Below are 23,696 nucleotides of genomic sequence, written 5' to 3' on the forward strand. Positions count from 1 at the left end.
AGATAGTGACGCAAAAGTATAAAATATTTTTATTTAGACTTGATATAAATAATTAAAAATGTGAATATTTTTTCCAAAAAAAATCCCTTACGTTGATCGTAAGGGATTTAAGTATTGAATTATTTTATCAGTGCTCTTCAATCGGTATTGATTACTTTATCAGTCTCATTTCTGAAAACCAATTGATCATTAAAAGCGTCGATTAAAATTATACTATCAGTTGTAATTTCTCCGGAAAGAATTTCTTTAGAAAGTTGATTTAAAACTTCTTTCTGAATAGTTCTTTTTACCGGTCTAGCTCCATACTGTGGATCAAAACCTTGTTTAGCTAAGTGTTTGATTGCTTCTGGAGTAGCATCTAAAGTAATATTTTGCTCACTTAACATTTTAGTGACTCCTTTTAATTGAAGTCCTACAATCTCTGAAATATTGGCTTGCGTTAGCGGCGTAAACATCACAATATCATCTATTCGGTTTAAGAATTCTGGTCTTACTTGTTGTTTCAATAAACCAAGAACTTCTACTTTGGCTCCTTCCATAGCTGTTTCCACATCATCAAGCGCTTCAAATTTTTCCTGAATAATATGGCTTCCCATATTGGACGTCATAATGATAATCGTGTTTCTAAAATCTGCTAAACGTCCTTTATTATCAGTTAACCTTCCTTCGTCTAATACTTGCAGTAAAATATTAAACGTATCGGGATGTGCTTTTTCAATTTCATCTAATAAGACTACTGAATAAGGCTTTCTTCGTACCGCTTCGGTTAATTGTCCGCCTTCATCATACCCCACATATCCCGGAGGTGCTCCCACCAATCTGCTCACACTGTGACGTTCTTGATATTCACTCATATCAATTCGCGTCATTGCATTATCATCATCAAACAAATATTCTGCTAAAGCTTTGGCAAGCTCTGTTTTACCAACTCCGGTAGTACCCAAGAACAAGAAGGAACCAATGGGTTTTTTCTGATCTTGTAAACCGGCACGACTTCTTCTAATAGCATCACTAACTGCTTGAATAGCTTCTTCTTGACCAACCACACGTCTGTGTAGTTCATCTTCCAATTTCAGTAATTTTTCGCGTTCACTTTGAAGCATTTTGGTAACTGGGATGCCAGTCCATTTCGCAACTACTTCAGCGATATCATCATTGGTAACTTCTTCTTGAATTAAAGATTTTTTTCCTTCACGCTTTTGTTCTTCTACTTCTTTTTGAAGTTGTTCTAGTTGTTCTTGCGCTTCTTTAATTTTTCCGTAGCGTAATTCGGCTACTTTACCGTAATCCCCTTCACGTTCGGCACGTTCGGCTTCCAATTTATAATTTTCAATATCGGTTTTTACCTGCTGAATGTTATCAACCACACTTTTTTCATTTTGCCATTGTGCGCTTAATTCAGCTCGTTCTTCTTTTAAGTTAGCAAGATCGGCTTTTAAGGATTTTAGCTTAGATTCATCTTTTTCTCGCTTAATCGCTTCAATTTCAATTTCCAATTGCATGATCTTCCGGTCAAGCACATCTAATTCTTCCGGTTTGGAATTGATTTCCATTCGCAGTTTAGAAGCAGCTTCATCCATCAAGTCAATAGCCTTATCAGGTAAAAATCTATTGGTAATGTAGCGTTGTGAAAGTTCAACGGCTGCAATAATTGCTTCATCTTTAATTCTTACCTTATGGTGTGTTTCGTATTTCTCTTTAATCCCACGGAGAATAGAAATGGCACTTTCAGTATCTGGTTCATCTACAGTTACTTTTTGGAACCGACGCTCTAGTGCTTTGTCTTTTTCGAAATATTTTTGATATTCATCCAAGGTAGTGGCTCCAATTGCTCGCAATTCACCACGAGCTAAAGCAGGTTTTAAAATATTGGCAGCATCCATTGCTCCCTGCCCACCACCGGCACCAACTAGGGTGTGAATTTCATCAATAAAAAGCACGATATTTCCGTCACTGGAAGTAACTTCTTTGATCACCGCTTTTAAACGTTCTTCGAATTCACCTTTATATTTAGCTCCGGCAATAAGTGCTCCCATATCTAAAGAATAAATCTCTTTGTTTTTTAGATTTTCAGGAACGTCGCCGGCTACAATTCTGTGGGCTAAACCTTCTGCAATAGCAGTTTTCCCGGTTCCGGGTTCACCTACTAACATCGGGTTGTTTTTAGTTCTTCTTGATAAAATTTGAAGAATACGCCGGATTTCTTCATCTCTACCAATTACGGGATCTAATTTTCCGTTTTCAGCTAACTGATTTAGATTCTTCGCGTATTTATTTAATGAATTATAGGTTTCTTCTGCACTTTGTGATGTTACTCGGTCTCCTTTACGAAGTTCTTCAATTGCCGCTTTTAGGTCTTTTTCACTCGCGCCTTGATCTTTTAGAATCTGTGCTACTTTACTTTTAGAGTTAAAAATGGCTAAGATGAGGTGTTCAATAGAAACATATTCATCGTTCATTTTTTTGGCAATAGAAGAAGCTTCATTTACAGTTTTTCCGGCTTCTCGGGAAAGTACAATGTCGCCTCCACTTACTTTAGGAAAACTTTCGAGGGTTTTATCTAATATTTGATTAAATAAACCGACGTTAATGTTTAGTTTCTTTAGTAAAAATGGAGTTACGTTCTCGTCTACAGAGGTAATGGCTTTAAAAATATGCTCATTCTCAATTTGTTGATGGCCCATTTCCTGAGCAAGCTGTTGCGCTTGCTGGATGGCCTCTTGCGATTTTATAGTAAAATTATTAAAGTTCATCGTTTTATTATTTGTTTTGGAATAGTCAAAATATATACCTTTTTTAAAAACCGACAAATTGACATATTAATTGAATTTTTAACCGACAAAATTACAGTTATTAAATCTTCTATAAAGTTACTGCTTTGTGTTTTTATTATTCTTAATTTTATTTTAAACAACGAATATTATGGGATTTTTAGATAAGATTTTTAAGGGTAGTGAAGAAGAGGAAAAAGCCGAAACTTCTAAAACCCCTTGGAATGATTTACAAACCGAATTGGATTTACATCAATTGGAAGATGAATCGAAGGAAAAAGTGGTAGTAATTTTCAAGCACTCTACCCGCTGTGGAATTAGCCGAATGGCGAAACGACAGTTTGAAAGTGAATATAACTATGAGGAAGAAAAAGTGAAATTGTATTATTTAGATTTGATAGCTCATCGAGATATTTCGAATAAAGTCGCCGAAAATTTTGGAGTGTTTCACGAATCCCCACAGTTATTAATTGTTAAAGATAAAAATGTGGTTTTCCATACTTCTCATAGTGGAATTAACGCTGAAAAAATAGCGGAGTTTGTGAATTGAAAGAACTAGTAAAATATTAAAAACGCCTACTGTGAGCGTTGAAAGCAAAAAGCCATTCAAATTTTGAATGGCTTTTTGTATGATTTTATAGTTGATATTTTATCCTTTATAGGTAGGAAGAAGTTTGGTTCTTACTTCACCAAAACCAATTCGAACATTTTTATTTTCACAATGGCCGCGGATAATTACTGTATCATTATCATTAATGAATTTACGATCGCCACCTTCTTTAAGTTTTATTGGCTTGTCACCATTCCAAGAAAGTTCTAACATCGAACCGAAGCTTGACTCTTTAGGACCAGAAATGGTTCCACTTCCCATCATATCTCCGCTATTAATAGGGCAGCCATTAATGGTATGATGAGCCAATTGCTGACTCATATTCCAATATAAATATTTAAAATTAGAGCGACTTACTACGGTTTCTGCTTTTCCTTCAGGTTGAATAGCAACCTCTAACGCTATATCAAAAGTTTTCTTTCCTTTAGATTGTAAGTAAGGCAGTTGTTTTTTTACTGGTTTAGGACCTTCAGTTCTAAAAGGTTCTATAGCATCTAATGTGACAATCCAAGGGGAAACCGATGAAGCAAAATTTTTGGCTAAAAATGGCCCTAAGGGGATATATTCCCATTTCTGAATATCACGTGCACTCCAATCGTTAAACAATACCATCCCAAAAATATATTCCTCAGCATCTTCCACAGCAATGGGTTCTCCTAATGGGTTTGCTGCTGTAGTGATAAAGGCCATTTCCAGTTCAAAATCTACCAAACGGGAAGGGCCAAAAATAGGATCTTCCGAGCCTTTGGGTTTCTTTTGTCCTTTTGGTCGATGAACGGGAATTCCGCTAGGGATGATAGAAGAACTTCTTCCGTGGTAAGCTACAGGAACGTGAAGCCAGTTAGGTAATAATGCATCTTCTTTTCCTCTAAATAATTCACCTACATTCGTAGCGTGTTCTTTACTTGAATAAAAATCGGTATAATCTCCAACTTGTACGGGCAATTGCATTTCAATTTCATCTAATGTGAAAAGTACAATACGTCGGTGCTCTTCGTGCTCTTTTAAACTTGAATTTTTTTCATCAAAAATATCAGCAATCCTATTTCTTACTGCACGCCAGGTTTTCCTTCCGTCAGCGATAAAATCATTCAAGGTATCTTGAAGAAAAATATCATCGGTTAACGGGATTCCTTCAAAGTAACCTAATTGGTGCAATGCTCCTAAATCTATGGCATAATCACCTATTCGGGTTCCTATAGTTATAATATCATCTCTAGTTAAAAAGACGCCAAAAGGTATATTCTGAATTGGAAAATCTGAATCTTTAGGTACGTCTAACCAAGTTTTTCGTTTTGGGTCGTTAGCAGTAATGGTCATAATTGTAATTCAAGTTTTATAAAGAATGCATTCAAATATATTATTTTCCCACAATTAACCGAATGCTTTTTATATTTTTGGCAAATATATTAATAGAAGTTTACTATGAATAGCAGAGATACTGAAATTTTTGATTTAATAGAACAAGAAAAAAATCGTCAAATTAATGGTTTGGAGCTTATTGCAAGTGAAAACTTTGTAAGCGATCAAGTGTTGGAAGCGGCAGGTTCTGTACTGACCAATAAATATGCTGAAGGCTATCCGGGAAAGCGCTATTATGGTGGTTGTGAAGTAGTAGATGAAGTAGAAAGTATTGCCATTGAACGTGCTAAAGAATTATTTAATGCTGAATATGCTAACGTGCAGCCCCATTCGGGTTCACAAGCTAATACAGCAGTTTTTGCTGCGTGCTTAAAACCGGGTGATAAAATTTTAGGATTTGACCTTTCTCACGGAGGGCATTTGACCCACGGTTCTCCAGTGAATTTTTCAGGAAAATTATACGAACCTGTATTTTATGGAGTAGATAAGGAAACCGGAAAAATTGATTATGATCACGTTCGTGAAATGGCAAAAAAAGAACGGCCAAAATTAATTATTGCCGGCGCTTCAGCTTATTCACGTGAAATCGATTATAAGAAATTTAGGGAAATTGCAGATGAAGTTGATGCTGTTTTAATGGCAGATATTGCACATCCTGCAGGCTTAATTGCTAAAGGATTGTTGTCAGATCCAATTCCACATTGTCATATTGTAACCACCACTACCCATAAAACTTTACGAGGGCCAAGAGGTGGTCTTATTCTTATAGGTAAAGACTTTGAGAATCCATTTGGATTAAAGTTGAAAAACGGTAAATTGAAGAAAATGTCAACTTTAATTAATAGTGCTGTTTTTCCCGGAAACCAAGGTGGGCCTTTAGAGCATATTATTGCAGCGAAAGCGGTAGCTTTTGGAGAAGCCTTAACCGATGAGTTTTTGCACTATATGATGCAGGTGAAGAAAAATGCGAAAGCGATGGCAGAAGCTTTTGTTGAAAAAGGTTACGATGTAATTTCCGGCGGAACCGATAATCATATGATGTTAATCGACCTTCGTAATAAAGGAGTAACCGGAAAGCAAGCGGAAGAAACCTTAGTGAAAGCTGAAATCACCGTCAACAAAAATATGGTGCCGTTTGACGATCAATCTCCTTTTGTTACCAGTGGGATTCGCGTAGGAACAGCTGCCATTACCACACGTGGATTAAAAGAAGAAGACATGAAAACAGTAGTCGATTTAGTAGATAACGTGATTACTAATATTGAAGACGAAGCTGTTTTGGAAGAAACTAAAAACAAAATACACTCGATGATGAGTGATAAACCTTTATTTAACCATTAAATATTATAAGAAATGAAAAAATTGTTAGTAGCTATAGCTTTAGTAAGTATTAGTTTTGCTGGATTTGCACAAGAAGATGCAGCGTTTAAAGCAGAGTTGAGAAATTTTGTAGAAGTTCAATCAGGAGCAGGTATCGATGCAGCTTTAACACAGGTTATGCCTATGATTGCTGAAAGCAAAAGAGAAGCGTTTAAAAAAGAATTAAATGCAGAAATAAAAGGAATGTATGGAGATATTACCGATATCTACATCGATAAAATTGGTAAAGAAGATTTACAGAAAATGTTAGATTTTTATAATACGCCGGCAGGAAAAAATATTTTAGCAAAAACTCCTGATGTAATGGAGGCAAGTATGTCTTTAAATCAAAAATACATGATGAAATTACAGCCTATTATTCAAAAATATATGGCGCAGTAATTTATAAATTGCATTAAACAAAAACCCTGCTATTTCTAGCAGGGTTTTTTGTTGTGTTTTATTCTTCAGGGAAAGGACTACTTTCATAAGCCCCACTATCAGGGGGATTACTTCTTGTAGTTCCTAAGATATCTTGATGAGTTGCTGTAGCAGGATTTGCTAATCCGTTAGCGGGAGATTCTTCGTTGATAAAAAGTTTATTTTCGTAGGGTTCATAAAATTTAGGGTCTTCATTGATGATCGTTCCCGGATAAAGGTTTTCATCTTCAAATGGATATTCTTCAGCAAAACTTCCGTCGAAATCATTAAACTTAATTAAACAGTTTTCAAATTTATAGTTAAAAGCGGCTCCATCACTTCGGCTAAAGAAAAGTTCACGGTTTTCATTTCCGTATATGATACAATTATTGAAATTGGCTTCTATTAAATTTTCAACAATAATCTGGTCAGGAGTTTCTAAAAGGTTCTCTACTAAAACTGCTGGATAAGGACGGTAACTTTGCGTCCAGTAATTGGCAAAAGTACAATTGGTGAAATTGTACCGTCCGCCTAACGAAATATTTAAAGAAGACTGTCCAGCTTTGTTAATCACTAAATTATTGGCTTCTACATAGCCTGTTCTGGCCAATAAACCAATGTTAGAAGAATTGTAGATTTTAGAGTTATTAATGGTAAGTGTCGGTTGGTTAGAGCCATCGTTAGAATCCATTAAAACACCAACGGTGGCATTTTTTATAGTGGCATAATCAATAATGTTATTGGTGCTACCTGCTGTAAGCCAAAGTGCACCCCACTGACCGGGAACCTCACTAAAACCGGGTTCTAAGCGGTCACTTTCAAAGATTACTTCATTTTCCAATAACTCTTGGTCGCTGCTTAACTCACCATTTACATGAAGCGATCCGTTTTCAGCAACAATAATTCCGCTGGCTTCGTGAAAATGAATTCGTGCCCCGGCTTCAATATCTAAAGTTCGGTTCCCGGGAACTGCAGCGTAGCCATAAATCACATAAGGTTTTTCGTTAGTGAAAGTAAGTTCGGTATCATCTAAGAAGAATCCTTCGATTAATATTTCATTTCCTTCTTCATCAAAACCAAATGAAAGTGATTCGGTAGTGCCATCGTCAAATTTTTCAGGATAAAGAAACACTGCATCTTGAATAAGGGTGACCAATTCTACTTTTTGCTGGTTAGCACCGGTATCAAATTCGATGGCGTCTGTTAAGAGAAATTGATTTTCCTGTGAGAAATTGTCAATATTAGTAGTAGACTCTATAAAAACGAAAATGCTATCTTCTGCTAAGATGTCTATATTTTCGAAAGATTTACCAGGTAAACCATCTACATTTAATCGGTAATTAGAATTTTCTCCTTTACCCAATTGAATGGTAGGGATGCTGATATCTTCGTCTGATCTGTTGTAAACAATGAGCTGATAGGTGCTTGAGCCAATATTGGAAAAAACAGTATCTAAATAAACCGTATCCTTAGAAAATGATAACCTTCCATTGCTGGGTTCTGTACTAAAATCATTTCTGCAGGAACTCCATAAAACAATAGAGCAGAGGAGGAGTAAACTATATAGGTATCTCATATTATTTTTCTACAATTTTCACTTCAAAAAGTTTGTCCCAGTTTTTACCGGTTACATATAGTTTTTTGGTGTCAGGATTATAGGCAATCCCATTAAGGACGTCTAATTTTTTATGTTGGGTTACTTTTTCCCGTAAACCTCTAAAATCTATTAAACCTTCAACATCGCCGGTTTTAGGGTCAATAATCACCACACCATCTTTTTGCCAAGTATTGGCATATATTTTTCCTTCTACCCATTCTAATTCGTTAAGTTTAGTAATGGTAGATTTATTGGTGACTGGCTGAATGTAGCTCTCTTCTTCCAAAGTTTCAGGGTTTAAAATCCAGATTTTTTGGGTACCATCACTCTTGTAAATTTTTTCGCCATCGTTACACAATCCCCAGCCTTCTTTACTATTATTGTATTTAAACGTTTCTAATCGTTCAAAAGTATTTACATCGTAAACTAAACCATCGCCGGAGCGCCAAGTGAGTTGGTAAAGTTTATTGTTAAGAATGGTTAGGCCTTCACCAAAATAAACATCACTTAACTTTACTTTTTTAAGCACTTTACCTGTCGTGTAGTCTACTTTTCTAATGCTGGATTTTCCATTTAAACCGGTACTTTCATAAAGTGTATCTTTATAAAATTCCAATCCTTGGGTGAATGCATCTTTATCGTGAGGATACGTATTAACAATTTCGTACGTATAAAGTTTTGTTTTTTTATCACTATGAACAATTACTTGTTCTTCAATTTTGTATTCTTCTCCATCACTATAAACTTTCGCTGTAAAAGTATTTTCGCCTAACGGAAGGTCAAAGGTGTAGGAATTGTTTTTTAAGTTGACTTTTTCTCCAGCAAAAGAATAGATAACTGAATCTATAGTTTGTTCGCCTTTGGGCTGAAGTTGAATTTTTGCAGTTTGCCCTCGCTGTATTTTTTCTGAAGCGCCTTCAATTTTTAAGCTGAAAGGAGCTTTGTTATTATTTTTTTTCTCTCCGCAAGAATAAACTAATACAACTAAAATTAAGGCATTCAATAAGTTATAAAATCTCATAAAATCTTATTTAAAAAAGAGTGGCTAATTTAGTCATTTCCTATTAAAAAATGCTTGCAGAAAAAGATAAAGCTTGTATATTTGCATCGGCAAGTCCCACACAACCAGCTCCTGTCGAATTCCCCCAGGGCGGGAACGCAGCAAGGGTAGACGGTCGTAGCGGTGTGATGTGGGTCGCTTGCCATTTTTTATTTCCTCTTTTTAAATATTTCCCTTTCAATTTTTAAGCTTTCTATTAAATAATCGATATTTGCGTTTCTATTTTTAGAAGTTATGACAAATAAAGTTGTTTTAATTACCGGAGCATCTTCAGGTATTGGTAAAGCTATTGGTGAGTTTTTGGCTGCAAAGGGGTATCGAGTTTACGGGACCAGCAGGAATCCGAAAGAACAAGAAAAGAACGGGATCAAGTTTTTAGCGCTGGATGTTACTAAAGTTGAAACCATTGAGCAAGTGGTAGAAAAAATCCTTCAGCAAGAAAAAAGAATAGATTACTTGGTGAACAATGCAGGGATGGGAATTACCGGTCCTATTGAAGAAACTCCGGATGAAGAAATAAGAAAGGTTTTTGATACCAATTATTTTGGAGTGATTAATGTAATTAAGGCAGTACTTCCTGCTATGCGTTCACAAAAAGATGGTTTTATTATCAATATAACTTCTATTGCCGGCTATATGGGGTTGCCTTATCGCGGAATTTATTCTGCAACTAAAGGAGCTTTGGAGCTAACAACGGAAGCTTTTAGGATGGAACTAAAAGAGTTCAATATAAAAATGACGAATATTGCTCCGGGTGATTTTGCTACGAATATTGCTGCCGGAAGGTATCATGCTCCTGTTGTAAAAGGTTCTCCTTACGAGAAAAACTACGGAAATACGTTAAAGTTAATGGACGAGCATGTAGATAAAGGTGAGAATCCTATGGTGATGGCCAAAAAAGTTTATGCGGTGATGCAGGAAAAAAATCCTACTATTCATTATAAAGTTGGCGAGGCTTTACAGAAATTCAGTATTGCTTTAAAGCATATTTTACCAGATAAGGTTTATGAGAAAATGCTCATGAACCATTATAAACTATAGCCTTATTGATTCAAGAATTCGAGCAGTTGATTTTCAAAATCAGGATCAAAAATATTTAATCCTGATTTTTGAATAATTCCCTTCTGATCGATGAGTAAAATTTTGTTCAGTAGGTTTTTATATAAAGAGAAGTCTTTACCTCGTTCCCTTATTTTATATTCAAATTCCTTATTGTAATCAAAATTTTCTAGTGCTTTTCGCCATAATTCAATAGAGTCTTCATTGTCAATATTTACTCCTAGAAAATCAACTTCAGGATATCTATTTCTTAATTCATTTATTCGTTTGTGTTGTCTTTTATGGCTGGATACATAAATGGACCAAGTGAAACTAACGATAGGTTTTTTTCCTTTTTTTATTATTTCTTTTAAAGCATATTTTGTGCCATCCGGGCTAAGCAATTTAGCCTCAGAAACATCGTTTCCTTCAAAATAATTTTTTTGGAGTTCCCCTAAATCTTTAAGCTCTTGAAATTGATCTTTAGGCAAATCAAAACTAGAAAGTAACGCTAAGGTAGAATCTATTTCTGTATCATTCTCTGCATAATTTATTTGCTTTCTTGCAAAACGGGTGATGAACCTATATCTAAGGTTTTTAACCTTAAATAGACTGTCTGAGATAATCAACCTGTTTTTTAAGTTTTTTACACTTTTAGTGTCAAAACATTCTTGAGAATTGTTTTGTTCTAGGCAGACTTCAATTGCTTTGTTTTTTAAGTAATTGTCAAGAAAGCGTTGGTATATGTAATAGGATTGTAATTCTTTATCGTTAAAATTTATATCATCTCTATATTTAAAAAAATTAGCGGGTATTTTATTCCTGAATTCATTGAAATATTTATTGATGAAAAAAGCATAGCGCTCTCTTAAATCATAATATTCATAGTCAATGGTTTTTTTGGCTAAATTCAAAAAGCTTTTAGAAAACTCATTTTGATCTTGAAGTTTGTCTAACCTTCTTTCTCGTAACTTTTTTATGGAATCAGTTTTTTGAGCAAATTCCTTAGGGCTTATTTTGTAGTAAGATAAAATAAGATCATTGTCTTTTTCATTCAACAGGTACATTTCCATGAGAAAATTATTTTCTCCGGCTTTATCTCCGGTAAACATTAAAGATTCATCAAATTCTTTGGTGTTTACCCTAAATAATAAGCTATCTCCTTCTTCAATAAAAAAAATCTGACTCTCGGGAGAATACCTAAATGTATAAATACCTTGTTTAAAATTCTCCTTTTTAAATTGATAAGAAAACTTTCCGTTTTTTTGGACAGGAATAGAATCTATAAATTCGTTATCTTTTTCTAAGGAGAGGTAATTAGAATTTCCATTAACAATTTCTCCGGCAATATAAGTGCCTGTTTTACTGGCAGGTTTGTCTTCACAACCCAATAAAAATAAGGTACTAACAAAACAAAGAAAAACTTGCCGCATATAGTGAAAATCAATTATTGAATAGCCCAAAATTATGATAACCTTTGTTAAGTCTTGTTAATTACCCGTTAAATAGAAAACTTAAAAAGTTAATCTTTTATCTTATCAAGTAAATTAGTTACTTTCGCAAAAATTTTATAATTGTCTATGTTATCTGTATCAAATTTATCTGTTCAGTTTGGGAAAAGAGTTCTTTTTGATGAGGTAAACACTTCGTTTACTCAAGGAAACTGTTACGGAATTATTGGAGCGAACGGAGCCGGAAAATCTACTTTTTTAAGAATATTATCCGGCAAGATGGATCCTACTTCTGGGAATGTACATCTAGAGCCTGGAAAGCGTATGTCGGTTTTAGAACAGGATCACAATTTATACGATGAATATCCTGTTTTAGAAACGGTCTTGAGGGGGAATCAACCACTTTTTGAGGTGAAAGCTGAAATGGATGCGTTGTATGCCGATTATTCAGATGAAAATGCTGATAGAATAGGAGAGCTTCAAGTGCAATTTGAAGAAATGAATGGTTGGAATGCCGATAGTGACGCCGCTTCTATGCTTTCTAATCTAGGGATTAAAGAGGATTATCATTATTCCTTAATGAAAGATTTAGATGGTCAGCAAAAAGTACGTGTGTTATTAGCACAAGCTTTATTTGGAAATCCCGATGTATTGATAATGGATGAGCCTACCAACGATTTGGATTATGAAACCATTTCTTGGTTAGAACATTTTTTGGCGAATTATGATAATACGGTCATTGTAGTTTCTCACGACCGTCACTTTTTAGATGCCGTTTGTACACATATTTCAGATATCGATTTTGGAAAAATAAATCACTTTAGCGGTAACTATTCATTTTGGTACGAGTCTTCTCAATTAGCAGCAAGACAACGTGCACAGCAAAACAAAAAAGCTGAGGAAAAGAAAAAAGAACTACAAGAATTTATTCAGCGTTTTAGTGCGAACGTAGCCAAATCTAAACAAGCTACTTCTCGTAAAAAAATGATTGAAAAATTAAATGTGGAAGAAATAAAACCTTCCAGCAGAAGATATCCTGCGATTATTTTTGAAAGAGAACGTGAAGCAGGTGATCAAATTTTAAATATAGAAAATTTAGAAGCTACCTTAGAAGGGGAAACTTTATTTAGTAATATTCACATTAACCTCTCTAAAGGAGATAAAGTGGTTGTTTTCTCTCGTGATTCTAGAGCTACTACTGCCTTTTACGAAATTATCAACGGTAAGCAGGAAGCTGCAGGAGGAAAATACGAATGGGGAGTTACCACTAACCAATCTTATCTTCCGGTAGATAATTCAGAATATTTTGAGAAAGATATGACTTTGGTAGATTGGTTGCGCCAATACACTAAAACTGAAGAGGAACGCGAAGAAGTATATGTTCGAGGATTCTTGGGGAAAATGCTATTTAGTGGCGAAGAAGCTTTGAAAAGTGCGCGAGTACTTTCTGGAGGGGAAAAAGTACGTTGCATGTTAAGTAAAATGATGTTACAGCGAGCCAACGTATTAATGTTAGATGAGCCTACCAACCACTTAGACTTAGAGTCGATTACGGCATTTAATAATTCTTTAAAGAACTTTAAAGGAACCGTGCTGTTAACTACTCATGACCACGAATTTTCACAAACTGTAGGTAACCGAATAATCGAATTAACGCCAGGCGGAGTAATTGACCGTTACTTAACGTTTGATGAATATATGAGCGATCCTAAAATCAAGGAACAAAGAGATAAAATGTATGCGGTGAATGCATAATGCCTTCCCTAGAGGGTAGAAATATAGGTTATACCTGCCGCTTCCATCCTTAACGCAAAAACATAATTTAAATATTAAAACCTTTCTGTTAATTTAGAAAGGTTTTTCTATTTTTAGCACATCAACTAAAATATGGGGTATGCATACATTACCAAAAGGAAGTAAAAAATTATTGAATGCTTGGGCTTTTTACGACTGGGCTAATTCAGTTTACAGTTTAGTTATTTCCTCGGCGATATTCCCTATATTTTATGGAGCGTTGACTATTACTATAGATGACGGAATTATTACTAATGATACCGTTACTTTCCTTGGAATAGATTTTAATAACGATACATTAATTAGTTACGTAACCGGCTTAGCTTTTTTAGTTGTGTCTGTGTTGAGTCCATTTTTAAGTGGAATTGCCGATTATGTAGGCAACAAGAAAAATTTCATGAAATTTTTCTGTTATATGGGCGCTATTTCCTGTATCGGTTTGTTTTGGTTTAACCTAGAACAGTTATGGTTTGGCTTGTTGTGTTACTTTTTGGCCTTAATCGGTTTTTGGGGAAGTTTGGTCTTTTATAATTCTTACTTACCTGATATTGCTTTCCCTGAGCAGCAAGATAAAATTAGTGCAAAAGGTTATTCTCTAGGATATATTGGTAGTGTGCTTTTGCTTCTTCTTTGCTTAGGAATGATTTTATCTTACGAGACTTTTGGTTTTAAAGATGAAGGCTTACCTACGCGATTATCTTTTATACTAACCGGCGTTTGGTGGATTGTTTTTAGTCAGTATACCTATTATTATTTACCTAAAGGAAATAAGACGAATCATAAAGTTACCAAAGATGTATTGTTCAATGGATTTAAAGAATTGAAGAAAATTTGGTTCCGGATAAATGAAAATTTACAGCTCAGAAGATATTTATATGCTTTCTTTTTATATAGTATGGCAGTGCAAACCATTATGCTAATCGCAACTTATTTTGGTATAGAAGAGTTAGATTGGGGCGGGCAAGATTCAACTACCGGGTTAATTGTAAGTATTTTGCTTATACAGTTAGTGGCCATTTTAGGAGCTTTTTTAACATCGAGAGCTTCTGGAAAATTTGGTAATATTCAAACCCTAATTGTTATTAATGTAATGTGGATAGGTATTTGCATCTATGCGTATTTTATTACGACTCCGTTTCAGTTTTATGGAGCTGCTGCTTTGGTAGGTTTAGTCATGGGAGGTATTCAATCCTTATCACGTTCAACTTATTCAAAGTTATTACCAAGAGATGCTGTTGATACCGCTTCCTATTTTAGTTTTTACGATGTTTCAGAAAAAATAGGAATTGTAATAGGAATGTTTACTTATGGATTTATCGCTCAAGTTACTGGAAGTATTCGATATTCAATTTTGTTTTTAATCTTATTTTTTGTGTTAGGAGTTGTATTGCTTTTGAGAGTTCCTAAAACAAAATTTTAATTTAACATTATTTTAATTAAGTTTGTGACACCCAAATAAATATACATTTATGAAAAAAATCTTATATCCTGTTTTTTTTACGCTTTTTGCGTTAATCGCTTCTTCTTGTGATAATGAACCTTTAGAAGGGGAATTTGGTGATCTTGATGGAGGAAATGGAGGTGGAAGTAACGGAGGCTCTTTTGTAGCTACCATCGATGGAAACTCTTTTGTGGCAGATGGAGCTATTGCTATGACTTTAAATAGCGGAGATATGGTACAAACTACAATTTCAGGAACTAATCTTTCCGGAAATTCTATTTCTATACAAATTTTATCTTCTGGTACAGGCACATATGAATTGTCAGATCCTGTAGATTTTGATAATCCTGGTGATGGTACTGGAATGTATGCACAGTTGAGCAGTCAGTCTTTTCCTTTCGTTACAACTATGAATTCTACAGGTACGGTAGAAATAACTGAATATGATACTGATAATCTAGTAGTTTCGGGAACCTTCTCTTTTGAGGCAGAAAGAGAAGTTGAAAATGAAGATGGTTCAACTGATGTTGAAACAGTAAGTATCACGGAAGGTGAATTTACCAATATACAGTTACAAATACAAGGAGAAGGAAATGGTGGCGAAGGCTCCGGTGGAGAAGGTGAAGGTGAAGGCTCTGGTGAAGATGTACTTTTTCAGGTGGAATTAGATGAGGAATTGTTTGAAGGTGAAGAGATTCAGGCTGTTAATAATGAAGATGGTTTACAAATTGGAGCTAAGAATGGTACCATTCTTGTTTCACTGCAAATCTTTGATCCTGCAATAGGGGATTTTGATCTAGGAAATGAAGATGAGGCTATTGTATATTATACATTAGATGCGGAAGATGAAGATGCTCCTTTATATATTTCCAATAGTGGAACGGTAACTATCACAAGTATAGATTTTTCTACTAATACAGTAAGTGGCTCATTTGTAGGTACAGTTTCAGATGTATTTGGAGATCAATCAGAAGTAGTGATGACTAATGGGGTTTTCGAAAACATTTCGTTTGAATCTGTTGCTGGAGTAGATAGTGCTACAGCACTAGTTGATGGAGAGCAATTTCAAGCAAATACTTTCGCAGAAGCATCTGTTGAAGGAAGTTCTGAGGTTACTTTAAATTTTGTTTCCGATTTAGATGATAGGATAACAATTACAATTCCACAGCAACCAGAAGTAGGAGTTTACCCTATAAGTGAGACCCCTCCTTATTCTGCAAGTTTTACTGCTTTTGTTGATGATCCTACAGAAGTGAATTATGAAGCTCAGGCAGATTCTGGAGAAATAGAAATTATTTCATTTGAAAATGATATAGTAACCGGAACATTTAGTTTTACCGGAGTAGCAGATAATGGAGACACCATCACAATTACTGAAGGTGAATTTACTTATGAATTTTAAGTGAAATTAATCACATAGAAAATTTTAAAACTCCCGAGTTAACTTCGGGAGTTTTTTGTTTAATCAAATAAGGCTTTTATTAAAGTATTAACACCTTTAAACATCAAGAAAATAGCTCCCGCGCAAGCCACAATTCCTAAAATAAGAACCGCAACATATAATGGACTTTCTTGATTGTGGAAAGCACTGTATAAAATGCTTGGTCCAATAAACATTAAAGGCAATGCGCCTGCTAAAAATCGGATCCCTTTTCCTAAGACTTCTTTATTTGTTCTCTTTGTCATTTTCCTGTAAATATTGAATAGCTTTTCTAACGTTGCCAAATTTTAGCAAAGCTTCTTTTGAAATTTCTTGATTTTCTCCCGTTGCTTCCTGTATCATTTTTGTGCCCCGCTCAATCAGTTTTTGATTGCTCAATTGCATGTCGACCATTCGATTGCCTTTTATTCGGCCTAACTGAATCATGGTCGTTGTAGAAATCATGTTCAAAACCATTTTTTGTGCAGTCCCAGCTTTCATTCTAGAGCTTCCGGTCACAAATTCAGGTCCTACGATTACTTCAATAGGAAATTGGGCAGTATTTGCTAATGGACTATTTTTGTTACATGTAATACATCCGGTAGGAATTTGATGCTCATTGCATTTTTCCAAGGCTTGAATCACGTAAGGTGTGGTTCCGGAAGCTGCAATGCCCACAACCACATCTTTAGAAGAAATTTGATGAGATTTTAAATCTTCCCAACCTTGTAATAAATTGTCTTCTGCATTTTCCACAGCATTTCTAATAGCAGTGTCGCCACCGGCAATAATACCTTGTACTAATTCTGCAGAAACACCGAAAGTGGGCGGACATTCACTCGCATCTAAAATTCCGAGTCTTCCACTGGTTCCGGCGCCAATATAAAATAAGCGTCCCCCGTTTTGTAACTGCTCAACTATTTTTGAAATTAAATCTTCAATTTTTGGCAGTACTTTTTCTACCGCTAAGGCTACTTTTTTATCTTCTGTGTTGATATGTTCTACCACTTCAGCAATACTCATTGCTTCTAGGTGGTCATAATTAGAAGCTTGCTCGGTAGTTTTAATAAATTCTTTACTCATTATTCAACTCTATAAATGGTATCAAATCGTTGAGACATTCTAAAATATCCAAATGCAAATTTACCTGGATTTTCGGGATTTATCACATTTCCCCTAATAGAAACTGGATTGGTGGCAAAAGGGTTATTTGACTGTCCGGTTTGTGATAATACTAAATTTATATAGTTATTAAAACGTTTGCTAATGCCTTCAATAGTGAGAGAAATATTGTCGTTGGGTTCAAATTCATCGGCGTAATAGGTAGAAATTTCATTACCATTAAAAAGCTCATCATCCGTATTATCGGCAATCCTCCCATGTCTCTCAGAAAAGAATTCAAAATAATAGTAGTTTTCTTCTTCGCCGGGATCAGTAAAATAGGCATTGATAGCCGTGTAATTTTCATCAAAAGCATTGGAGCTTTGTTCTACGCGATTAAATGGTACAGTCTTGTAGAGTTGAGTAGTGGCTTGGTATTGTTCTCCTTCAAAAGTTACAGTTAAGGTGTAATCTTCATTGTAAACAGCAGGAAGTGTACCTATGTATTGTAAAATATTATCTTCATTATTTTGTAAGGAGTAAGTCTGGTTATTCAGTTCGATTAACATTTCAGCATTCTCAAAATAGTTGATCTTATTACTGTAATAAGAACTGGTTTTAGAGATTTTTCCTTTTACAATAACTTCATTATTAAAGGCTTGTTGTATTCCGGTTACTTCAATAACCACTCTAGGTGCTTCATTTTCTAATTGAACATCTACAATGTCTTCACAAGAAGAAAAAAATAAACCTAAGCAGAAAATGATTATTAAATTCTTCATATTCTAAAATTTAAAATTATAAGCAACCGATGGGATGATCCCAAAAATAGATAGCCTAACGGCTTCATTTTGAAAATCGGTATCTTTATTATTTTGAAAACTGATAGAAGCTGCGTTTCTACGGTTATAAACATTATAAATACTAAAAATCCATTCGCTTTTCCAATTTCTACGGTTGTTCTTTTCTGGAGTGAGCGTGGCCGAAATATCTAAATGGTGAAAAGAAGGAAGTCGGTTGGTGTTTCTGCTTCCATAGTTTGGTATTTCAAAACTGTTGTATTGGTAAACTGAAACAGGATAAGTAGCCGGTCTTCCGGTTTGGTAAACAAAACTAGCATTGAAAGACCATTTTTTACTGAGTTCATAATTTCCTACTAACGAAATATCGTGGGTTTTGTCCCAAGCAGTATTGTACCAATTTCCGTTGTTTATTCCGTTTTCCAGAGGTGTTCTTCCCGGTGTTCGTTGTTCACTTCTAGAAAGTGTATAAGCCAACCAGCCGGTAAATTTTCCCTTATTTTTTCTGAATAAAAATTCAAGACCATAAGCACGCGATTCCCCATTTAAAATTACTCGCTCAATCGCCTTATTGGCAATCAGTTCGGCACCGTCAATATAATCTATTCGGTTGTTTATCGTTTTATAATAAACCTCAGTCTCTAAACCATAAGCTTTCTTAATCAAACTATTAGCATAACCAAAAGAAACTTGGTTGCCTTGTTGAGGTCGAATATACCTACCGCTCGGTGCCCAAATATCTAGTGGAGTAGGGGTATTGGAATTGGAAAGCAAATGAATGTATTGATTAATTCGCTGGTAATTTGCTTTAATCAGTTCTTTATCGTTTAATGAGTAAGAAATGGAAGCCCTTGGTTCTAGATTTATAAAACTTTTACTGACTTTACTTTTACTTTCAGAATAGGTTTCTTGAATTTCGGCACTTTCATAAATCTGAAATTCTTTATTAAAAATAACAGGCTGATTATTTTCATAAAGATTAATTTCATCTTGTCCCATTCTTAAAAACTGGTTTAACCTTAAGCCGTATCCCAAGGTAAAATCTCCTAATCCTTGATTTACCTGAAGGTAAGCTGAATTTTCAAACGCGTATTTTTTAGTTAACTGATCTCGCTCAATACCAGAATCTTCGCGGGAAGGCTCAATATAACCGGGATTAAAATTGTAATAAATTGCTTGTATCCCATAAGCTAGACTTGTATTTTCTGAAAGTTGGTGCTGAAGGTTATATTTTAAATTGAAGTTTTTGATGCCGCTATCCCAATTAAAACCAATAAAATCTATTGTTAGGCCAAACTGGTAATTAGAGAAAATTAGTGAAAGTTCAGAATTTAGCTTAGTTGAAAAATGATGCTTCCATTGAATGTTTGCTAAGGCATTTCCGTAGATATTTTTAAAACTATCATTTATTTTAAAAACATCCCGACCAAAATAGCCCGATAAAGAAAGCGTATTTTTTTCATCGATTATAAAATTCAGTTTTGAATTTAAATCATAAAAAAAAGCTGAATTGGGATTGTTGATTAACTTTAAAAATAAATGCGCATAAGAAGTCCTACCGGAAACCAAAAAAGAACTTTTATTTTTTTCAATAGGTCCTTCCACCGTTAATTTACTGCTTACTAAACCAATACCGCCATTAACCTTTACAGTTGTTAAATCTCCTGTTTTTTGAGAAATATCTAAAACTGAAGAAGCCCGTCCGCCAAAATTACTAGGAATGCCACCTTTATACAATTGAATATTAGCAACCGCATCTGGATTAAAAATAGAGAAGAACCCAAATAAGTGTGATTCGTTAAACATCATTGCATGATCTAGTAAAATCAGGTTTTGGTCTGCTGCACCACCACGCACGTGCAGTCCGCCGGAAGCTTCTCCTGCTCCGGTAACTCCGGGAAGAAGCTTAAGTGATTTAATAACATCATTTTCTCCTAAAACAGTAGGGATTTTTTTTATGGTTTGCGCATCCAACTTGTTTACGCTCATCGTAAGTTGACGCTTTGTTTTCTGCTGAAAATCTTGCTTAATAATTACTTCATCCAAACTTTCCGTGGAAGCGAGTAATTTAAAGTTTAAACTAAGATTTTGGTTGACTTCTATTTTTTCTGAATATTGTTCGTAACCTAAATAAGTAATTAGAAGAGTATAAGTGCCCGAAGGTAATTGGAGCTGAAAATCACCATCTTTATTAGTAGAAGTTCCACGATTTAATTCTTCCACAAAAATATTTACATCAGAAAGCGAAGCGGAAGTGCTAAAGTCTTGAATGCTCCCTTTGACCAAAAAAGTATGTTGACCTTCACTTTTTTGAACAAAAAAACTCGCAATTAATATACATAAAAGGAGTCGGTATAAAGGCATTAATTTTTTGATACTAAAGATACATTTTAAGCTTAAATCCAGCTTTATTTTTACGTTAAAATCATAAAATTTAGCCAAAAAAAATTGTCGTTTTAGGGCTGAATTTGATGTTTTTGAAGTTTGGTTAACATCAAAACCTCTCTGTATTAGCGGACTTTGGTAAGGATTTTTGTTTTGATTGTCAGTGTTTTAGAGGTGTTTTTGAGCTTAGTGATAATTTAACACCTTTTTTGTTTCCACATTAAAAAATGGTATATCTTTGCCCCGCTAATTTAAAGGCGTGAAGCTTTTGTAAAAAAAGTGCCTTTTAAACAATTTGTGTTGAGAAGTATTTTAACAAAAATAATTTCTATACCAGTAATTGTTGGAGTGGTTTTATTATCGGGATTCTCCAATAAAAACGAAGCAATTGTTGCTAGTGTTACAACGAACAACCTTCCAGAATATTATACTGTAAAAGTTAAAGACAGTATTCTTAACCAACAAATAATCTACCCCATTCTTAAAAAAAGTTATTTAGGTTTTAAAGAAGCGATTGCTTTTAAAGAATCTGGAGGTAGTTATAATGTTATCAATCAATTTGGATATTTGGGAAAATATCAATTTGGAAAAGGAACCTTAAAATTGATAGGTATTTACGATACCCAAGAATTTTTAAATAATCCTGCACTCCAAGAAGCGGCTTTTTATGCGAATGCTTCTAGGAACAAATGGATTTTAAGGAGAGATATTAAACGGTATGTTGGTAAAAAAATTGCTGGCATAGAAGTGACCGAATCAGGAATTTTAGCTGCAGCGCATTTAGCTGGACCAGGAAGTGTGAAAAAATTCTTGAGAAGCGGTGGAAGCGAAGTTTTTTCTGATGCTTTTGGGACAAGTATTAAATATTACTTGAACCGATTTAAAGGTTTTGATACTTCTTTCGTTGAACCTAATCGAAAAGCAAAAGCAGAATTACCAAAACCTAGTAAGTTTTTTACTGCTCTTTCTGAAAAATAAATATACTAGGCCTCTTTTGGAGGTCTATTTTTATTTTCTTCCATTCCTTTACCGTTCTTGTTAAAATAAATTCTGTGGAATGAGTAACATCGCAACCTACACATAAGGTAGTTTGCGGATGAAGGTATTGGAGTAAATCTGCAAAAAACTTTTCGTTTCGGTAAGGCGTTTCTATAAAAATCTGTGCTTGATTATTTTCTAAGGATTGCTTTTCAAAAGCCCGAATAGCACTTTTTCGTTCATTTTTATCAATAGGAAGATAACCGTGAAATGCAAAATTTTGTCCGTTCAGGCCGCTGCTCATCATTGTTAAAAATATAGAGGAAGGTCCAACTAAGGGAACGACTTTAATATTTTTAGAATGAGCCAATTTTACAATATCTGCACCGGGATCTGCAATCCCTGGGCAACCGGCTTCACTAATTACGCCCATATCTTTACCTTCTAAACAAGCTGTTAAAAATTCCGGTAAATCTTCTGGTTTTGTGTATTTGTTAATAATGCTAAAGTTTAAAGAAGGCTGTGACTTTCCTGGCACCATTTTTTTTATAAACCTTCTTGCTGTTTTTTCATTTTCAACAATATAATCGTTAATGTCTTCAATTTTCTTTTTTACGCTAAGTGGTAAAACTTCTAAGGGAGCAGAGCCTCCTAAATCATTAGGGATAAGATAAAGTTTCCCAGATTCAAAATTATATGCTTCAGGCATTCAGTAGTTATTTTATGATAAGCTGCTTGGTGGCAGTTTCTTCTTTGTAATTGGTAAATTTAAGTAAATATAAACCACTTGCTAAATTAGAAAAGGCTAATTTTCTAGAAGAATTATGAGCAAAGCTGTTTTTTACTAGTAATTCACCTTGAATAGAAAATAATTCTACCTGCTGAATGTTTTCTGCAGCATCTAAAAATACTTCTCCTGAAGTAGGGTTGGGATATAAAACCAAATTCTCAAAAGAATCATTTTTGGCCGTTAGGCTCTCATCAATTACTTTATAAATCGTTCCGCTAGAAATTCCTGCTACATATAAATTGTTGTTTTGATCTACACCAAAAGATGAAAAATTATTTCCCGAGAATGGTCCAAAGTAAGTAATATTTCCAGTATTGTCTACCATGCCTAATTCATCACTGCAAAAATCAGCAAATACATAATTTCCTAAAAGATTGGGGAATTCTGAACCACGATAAACAAATCCGCCGGTGATAGAACACTTGGAGAGTCCTGAATTGTTATGCGTGTATTCAGCAAAGGGAAAAGTAAGTTGGTTGTTTTCTGGGCAATTGCCAGAAGAATCGTAAACCTGGTTTCCTTCATAACAACGCCAACCATAATTTAAACCTGCCGTATTATTAGTTTTATTAATCTCTTCAATTTCATTTTGCCCTACATCAGCAATCCAAATTTCTTCGGTGCTGGTATCAAACGAAAATTTCCAAGGGTTTCTAACTCCAAAAGCCCAGATTTCGTCTAAAGTATTGCCGTCGTTTACATAAGGATTATCGGAAGGAATATAAGGAGCTGCGATATCAACATCCAATCTTAAAATTTTTCCCAATAGGCTATTTAAGTTTTGAGCATTATCATTAGGGTCGCCGGCACTTCCTCCATCACCGGTAGCTACATAAAGCATTCCGTCTGGGCCAAAAGCAATGCAACCGCCATTATGGTTGCTAAAAGGTTGGGCGATAGAAAGTAAATTTACTTCAGAAGAAGCATCGGCAGCATCTGGGTTGTTGCTATCTACCGTAAATTCTGAAAGTTGCGAATCTCCATTAATATCGGTGTAATAAATATAAAATTTTCCGTTGGTTTGGTAGTTGGGGTGAAAAGCTAAGCCTAGCAATCCCCGTTCACCGTTACTGGAAATTTGATTGGAAATATCTAAATAGGGAGTAGGGTTGGTGCTAAGGTTGTTGAGAATTTTAATGAGTCCGCCTTGTTCGACAACAAACAAACGTTCATCGCCTGCATGTTGAATATTCAACGGACTTGAAAAACCAGTAGCGAATTCTTCAATGCTGAGTTGTTGTGCAAACGAAATTTGAGCTAATAAATAAAGAAAGAGAAAGACTAAGTTTTTCATAACCAGAGGATTATTTTCTTAAAGA

General features: G+C 34.7%; 19 protein-coding genes and 1 other RNA gene. 9 read left to right on the top strand and 11 right to left on the bottom strand.

Going from position 1 to position 23,696, the window contains the following annotated elements; all coding sequences use genetic code 11:
- Positions 1-137: 137 nt before the first annotated feature.
- On the bottom strand, positions 138-2,753 hold the full coding sequence (gene clpB / locus FVB9532_RS16270) for an ATP-dependent chaperone ClpB (RefSeq protein ID WP_150546244.1): 2,616 nt from the start codon (positions 2,751-2,753) through the stop codon (positions 138-140).
- Between the two features lie 169 nt (positions 2,754-2,922).
- Between clpB and ytxJ the strand changes: the two genes are divergently transcribed.
- The gene (gene ytxJ / locus FVB9532_RS16275; protein ID WP_150546245.1) at positions 2,923-3,321 is read left to right on the top strand and encodes a bacillithiol system redox-active protein YtxJ; all 399 of its coding nucleotides are present in this window, start codon (positions 2,923-2,925) and stop codon (positions 3,319-3,321) included.
- A 99-nt stretch (positions 3,322-3,420) separates the two neighbouring features.
- Here the strand turns inward: ytxJ and fahA are convergent, their stop codons facing one another.
- Positions 3,421-4,701: a fumarylacetoacetase gene (gene fahA, locus FVB9532_RS16280; protein WP_150546246.1), complete on the bottom strand. Its 1,281-nt coding sequence runs from the start codon at positions 4,699-4,701 to the stop codon at positions 3,421-3,423.
- A gap of 105 nt (positions 4,702-4,806) precedes the next feature.
- Here fahA and glyA point away from each other — a divergent pair, with 105 nt between their 5' ends.
- A complete protein-coding gene (gene glyA, locus FVB9532_RS16285; protein WP_150546247.1) occupies positions 4,807-6,084 on the top strand; it encodes a serine hydroxymethyltransferase in 1,278 nt (425 codons plus the stop codon).
- Between the two features lie 12 nt (positions 6,085-6,096).
- On the top strand, positions 6,097-6,504 hold the full coding sequence (locus tag FVB9532_RS16290; protein WP_150546248.1) for a DUF2059 domain-containing protein: 408 nt from the start codon (positions 6,097-6,099) through the stop codon (positions 6,502-6,504).
- Positions 6,505-6,562: 58 nt separating this feature from the next.
- Here FVB9532_RS16290 and FVB9532_RS16295 read toward each other — a convergent pair whose 3' ends face one another.
- Together FVB9532_RS16295 and FVB9532_RS16300 are read right to left on the bottom strand one after the other, a co-directional pair.
- Positions 6,563-8,098, bottom strand: coding sequence for a right-handed parallel beta-helix repeat-containing protein (locus FVB9532_RS16295; RefSeq protein ID WP_150546249.1), 1,536 nt, complete (start codon positions 8,096-8,098; stop codon positions 6,563-6,565).
- A 1-nt stretch (position 8,099) separates the two neighbouring features.
- The gene (locus FVB9532_RS16300) at positions 8,100-9,140 is read right to left on the bottom strand and encodes a glutaminyl-peptide cyclotransferase (protein ID WP_150546250.1); all 1,041 of its coding nucleotides are present in this window, start codon (positions 9,138-9,140) and stop codon (positions 8,100-8,102) included.
- Positions 9,141-9,227: 87 nt separating this feature from the next.
- On the opposite strand from FVB9532_RS16300, the gene ffs reads away from it, so the two are divergent.
- Positions 9,228-9,327: signal recognition particle sRNA small type (ffs, locus tag FVB9532_RS16305), an RNA gene on the top strand.
- Positions 9,328-9,413: 86 nt separating this feature from the next.
- Positions 9,414-10,220 (top strand): SDR family oxidoreductase, encoded by an 807-nt coding sequence (locus FVB9532_RS16310; protein ID WP_150546251.1) that lies wholly within the window; start codon positions 9,414-9,416, stop codon positions 10,218-10,220.
- Positions 10,221-10,222: 2 nt separating this feature from the next.
- On the opposite strand, the gene FVB9532_RS16315 is transcribed toward FVB9532_RS16310, so the two are convergent.
- Positions 10,223-11,650 (bottom strand): TlpA family protein disulfide reductase, encoded by a 1,428-nt coding sequence (locus tag FVB9532_RS16315; protein ID WP_150546252.1) that lies wholly within the window; start codon positions 11,648-11,650, stop codon positions 10,223-10,225.
- A 147-nt stretch (positions 11,651-11,797) separates the two neighbouring features.
- Here FVB9532_RS16315 and FVB9532_RS16320 point away from each other — a divergent pair, with 147 nt between their 5' ends.
- The 3 genes from FVB9532_RS16320 (at position 11,798) to FVB9532_RS16330 (ending at position 16,305) form a co-directional block, all read left to right on the top strand.
- Positions 11,798-13,423: an ABC-F family ATP-binding cassette domain-containing protein gene (locus FVB9532_RS16320; protein ID WP_150546253.1), complete on the top strand. Its 1,626-nt coding sequence runs from the start codon at positions 11,798-11,800 to the stop codon at positions 13,421-13,423.
- A 139-nt stretch (positions 13,424-13,562) separates the two neighbouring features.
- Positions 13,563-14,882 (top strand): MFS transporter, encoded by a 1,320-nt coding sequence (locus tag FVB9532_RS16325; RefSeq protein WP_150546254.1) that lies wholly within the window; start codon positions 13,563-13,565, stop codon positions 14,880-14,882.
- A 49-nt stretch (positions 14,883-14,931) separates the two neighbouring features.
- The gene (locus FVB9532_RS16330; protein WP_150546255.1) at positions 14,932-16,305 is read left to right on the top strand and encodes a DUF6252 domain-containing protein; all 1,374 of its coding nucleotides are present in this window, start codon (positions 14,932-14,934) and stop codon (positions 16,303-16,305) included.
- Positions 16,306-16,364: 59 nt separating this feature from the next.
- On the opposite strand, the gene FVB9532_RS16335 is transcribed toward FVB9532_RS16330, so the two are convergent.
- Genes FVB9532_RS16335 through FVB9532_RS16350 form a run of 4 tightly spaced genes read right to left on the bottom strand, consistent with a single transcriptional unit; the run spans position 16,365 to position 20,666 of the window.
- Positions 16,365-16,589, bottom strand: coding sequence for a DUF6095 family protein (locus FVB9532_RS16335; protein ID WP_150546256.1), 225 nt, complete (start codon positions 16,587-16,589; stop codon positions 16,365-16,367).
- The gene (gene murQ, locus FVB9532_RS16340; protein ID WP_150546257.1) at positions 16,570-17,406 is read right to left on the bottom strand and encodes an N-acetylmuramic acid 6-phosphate etherase; all 837 of its coding nucleotides are present in this window, start codon (positions 17,404-17,406) and stop codon (positions 16,570-16,572) included. Before murQ ends, FVB9532_RS16335 begins: the two co-directional genes overlap by 20 nt.
- A complete protein-coding gene (locus FVB9532_RS16345) occupies positions 17,406-18,206 on the bottom strand; it encodes a DUF4249 family protein (protein ID WP_150546258.1) in 801 nt (266 codons plus the stop codon). The genes murQ and FVB9532_RS16345 overlap by 1 nt, the downstream gene beginning before the upstream one ends.
- A gap of 3 nt (positions 18,207-18,209) precedes the next feature.
- Complete coding sequence (locus tag FVB9532_RS16350) at positions 18,210-20,666, bottom strand: TonB-dependent receptor (protein WP_228482375.1); 2,457 nt, start codon at positions 20,664-20,666, stop codon at positions 18,210-18,212.
- Positions 20,667-20,909: 243 nt separating this feature from the next.
- Here FVB9532_RS16350 and FVB9532_RS16355 point away from each other — a divergent pair, with 243 nt between their 5' ends.
- Positions 20,910-21,587 carry a peptidoglycan-binding protein LysM gene (locus FVB9532_RS16355; protein ID WP_150546259.1) on the top strand — a complete coding sequence of 226 codons (678 nt, stop codon included), beginning with the start codon at positions 20,910-20,912 and terminating at the stop codon, positions 21,585-21,587.
- Here FVB9532_RS16355 and FVB9532_RS16360 read toward each other — a convergent pair.
- Complete coding sequence (locus FVB9532_RS16360) at positions 21,565-22,296, bottom strand: SAM-dependent methyltransferase (RefSeq protein WP_150546260.1); 732 nt, start codon at positions 22,294-22,296, stop codon at positions 21,565-21,567. The two genes, FVB9532_RS16355 and FVB9532_RS16360, sit on opposite strands and share 23 nt — an antisense overlap.
- Positions 22,297-22,303: 7 nt before the next feature.
- On the bottom strand, positions 22,304-23,671 hold the full coding sequence (locus FVB9532_RS16365) for a PQQ-dependent sugar dehydrogenase (RefSeq protein ID WP_150546261.1): 1,368 nt from the start codon (positions 23,669-23,671) through the stop codon (positions 22,304-22,306).
- Between the last annotated feature and the right edge of the window lie 25 nt (positions 23,672-23,696).

Origin of the sequence: Mesonia oceanica (assembly GCF_902499555.1) — a bacterium.
In the GTDB taxonomy this organism is placed as follows: Bacteria; Bacteroidota; Bacteroidia; order Flavobacteriales; family Flavobacteriaceae; genus Mesonia; species Mesonia oceanica.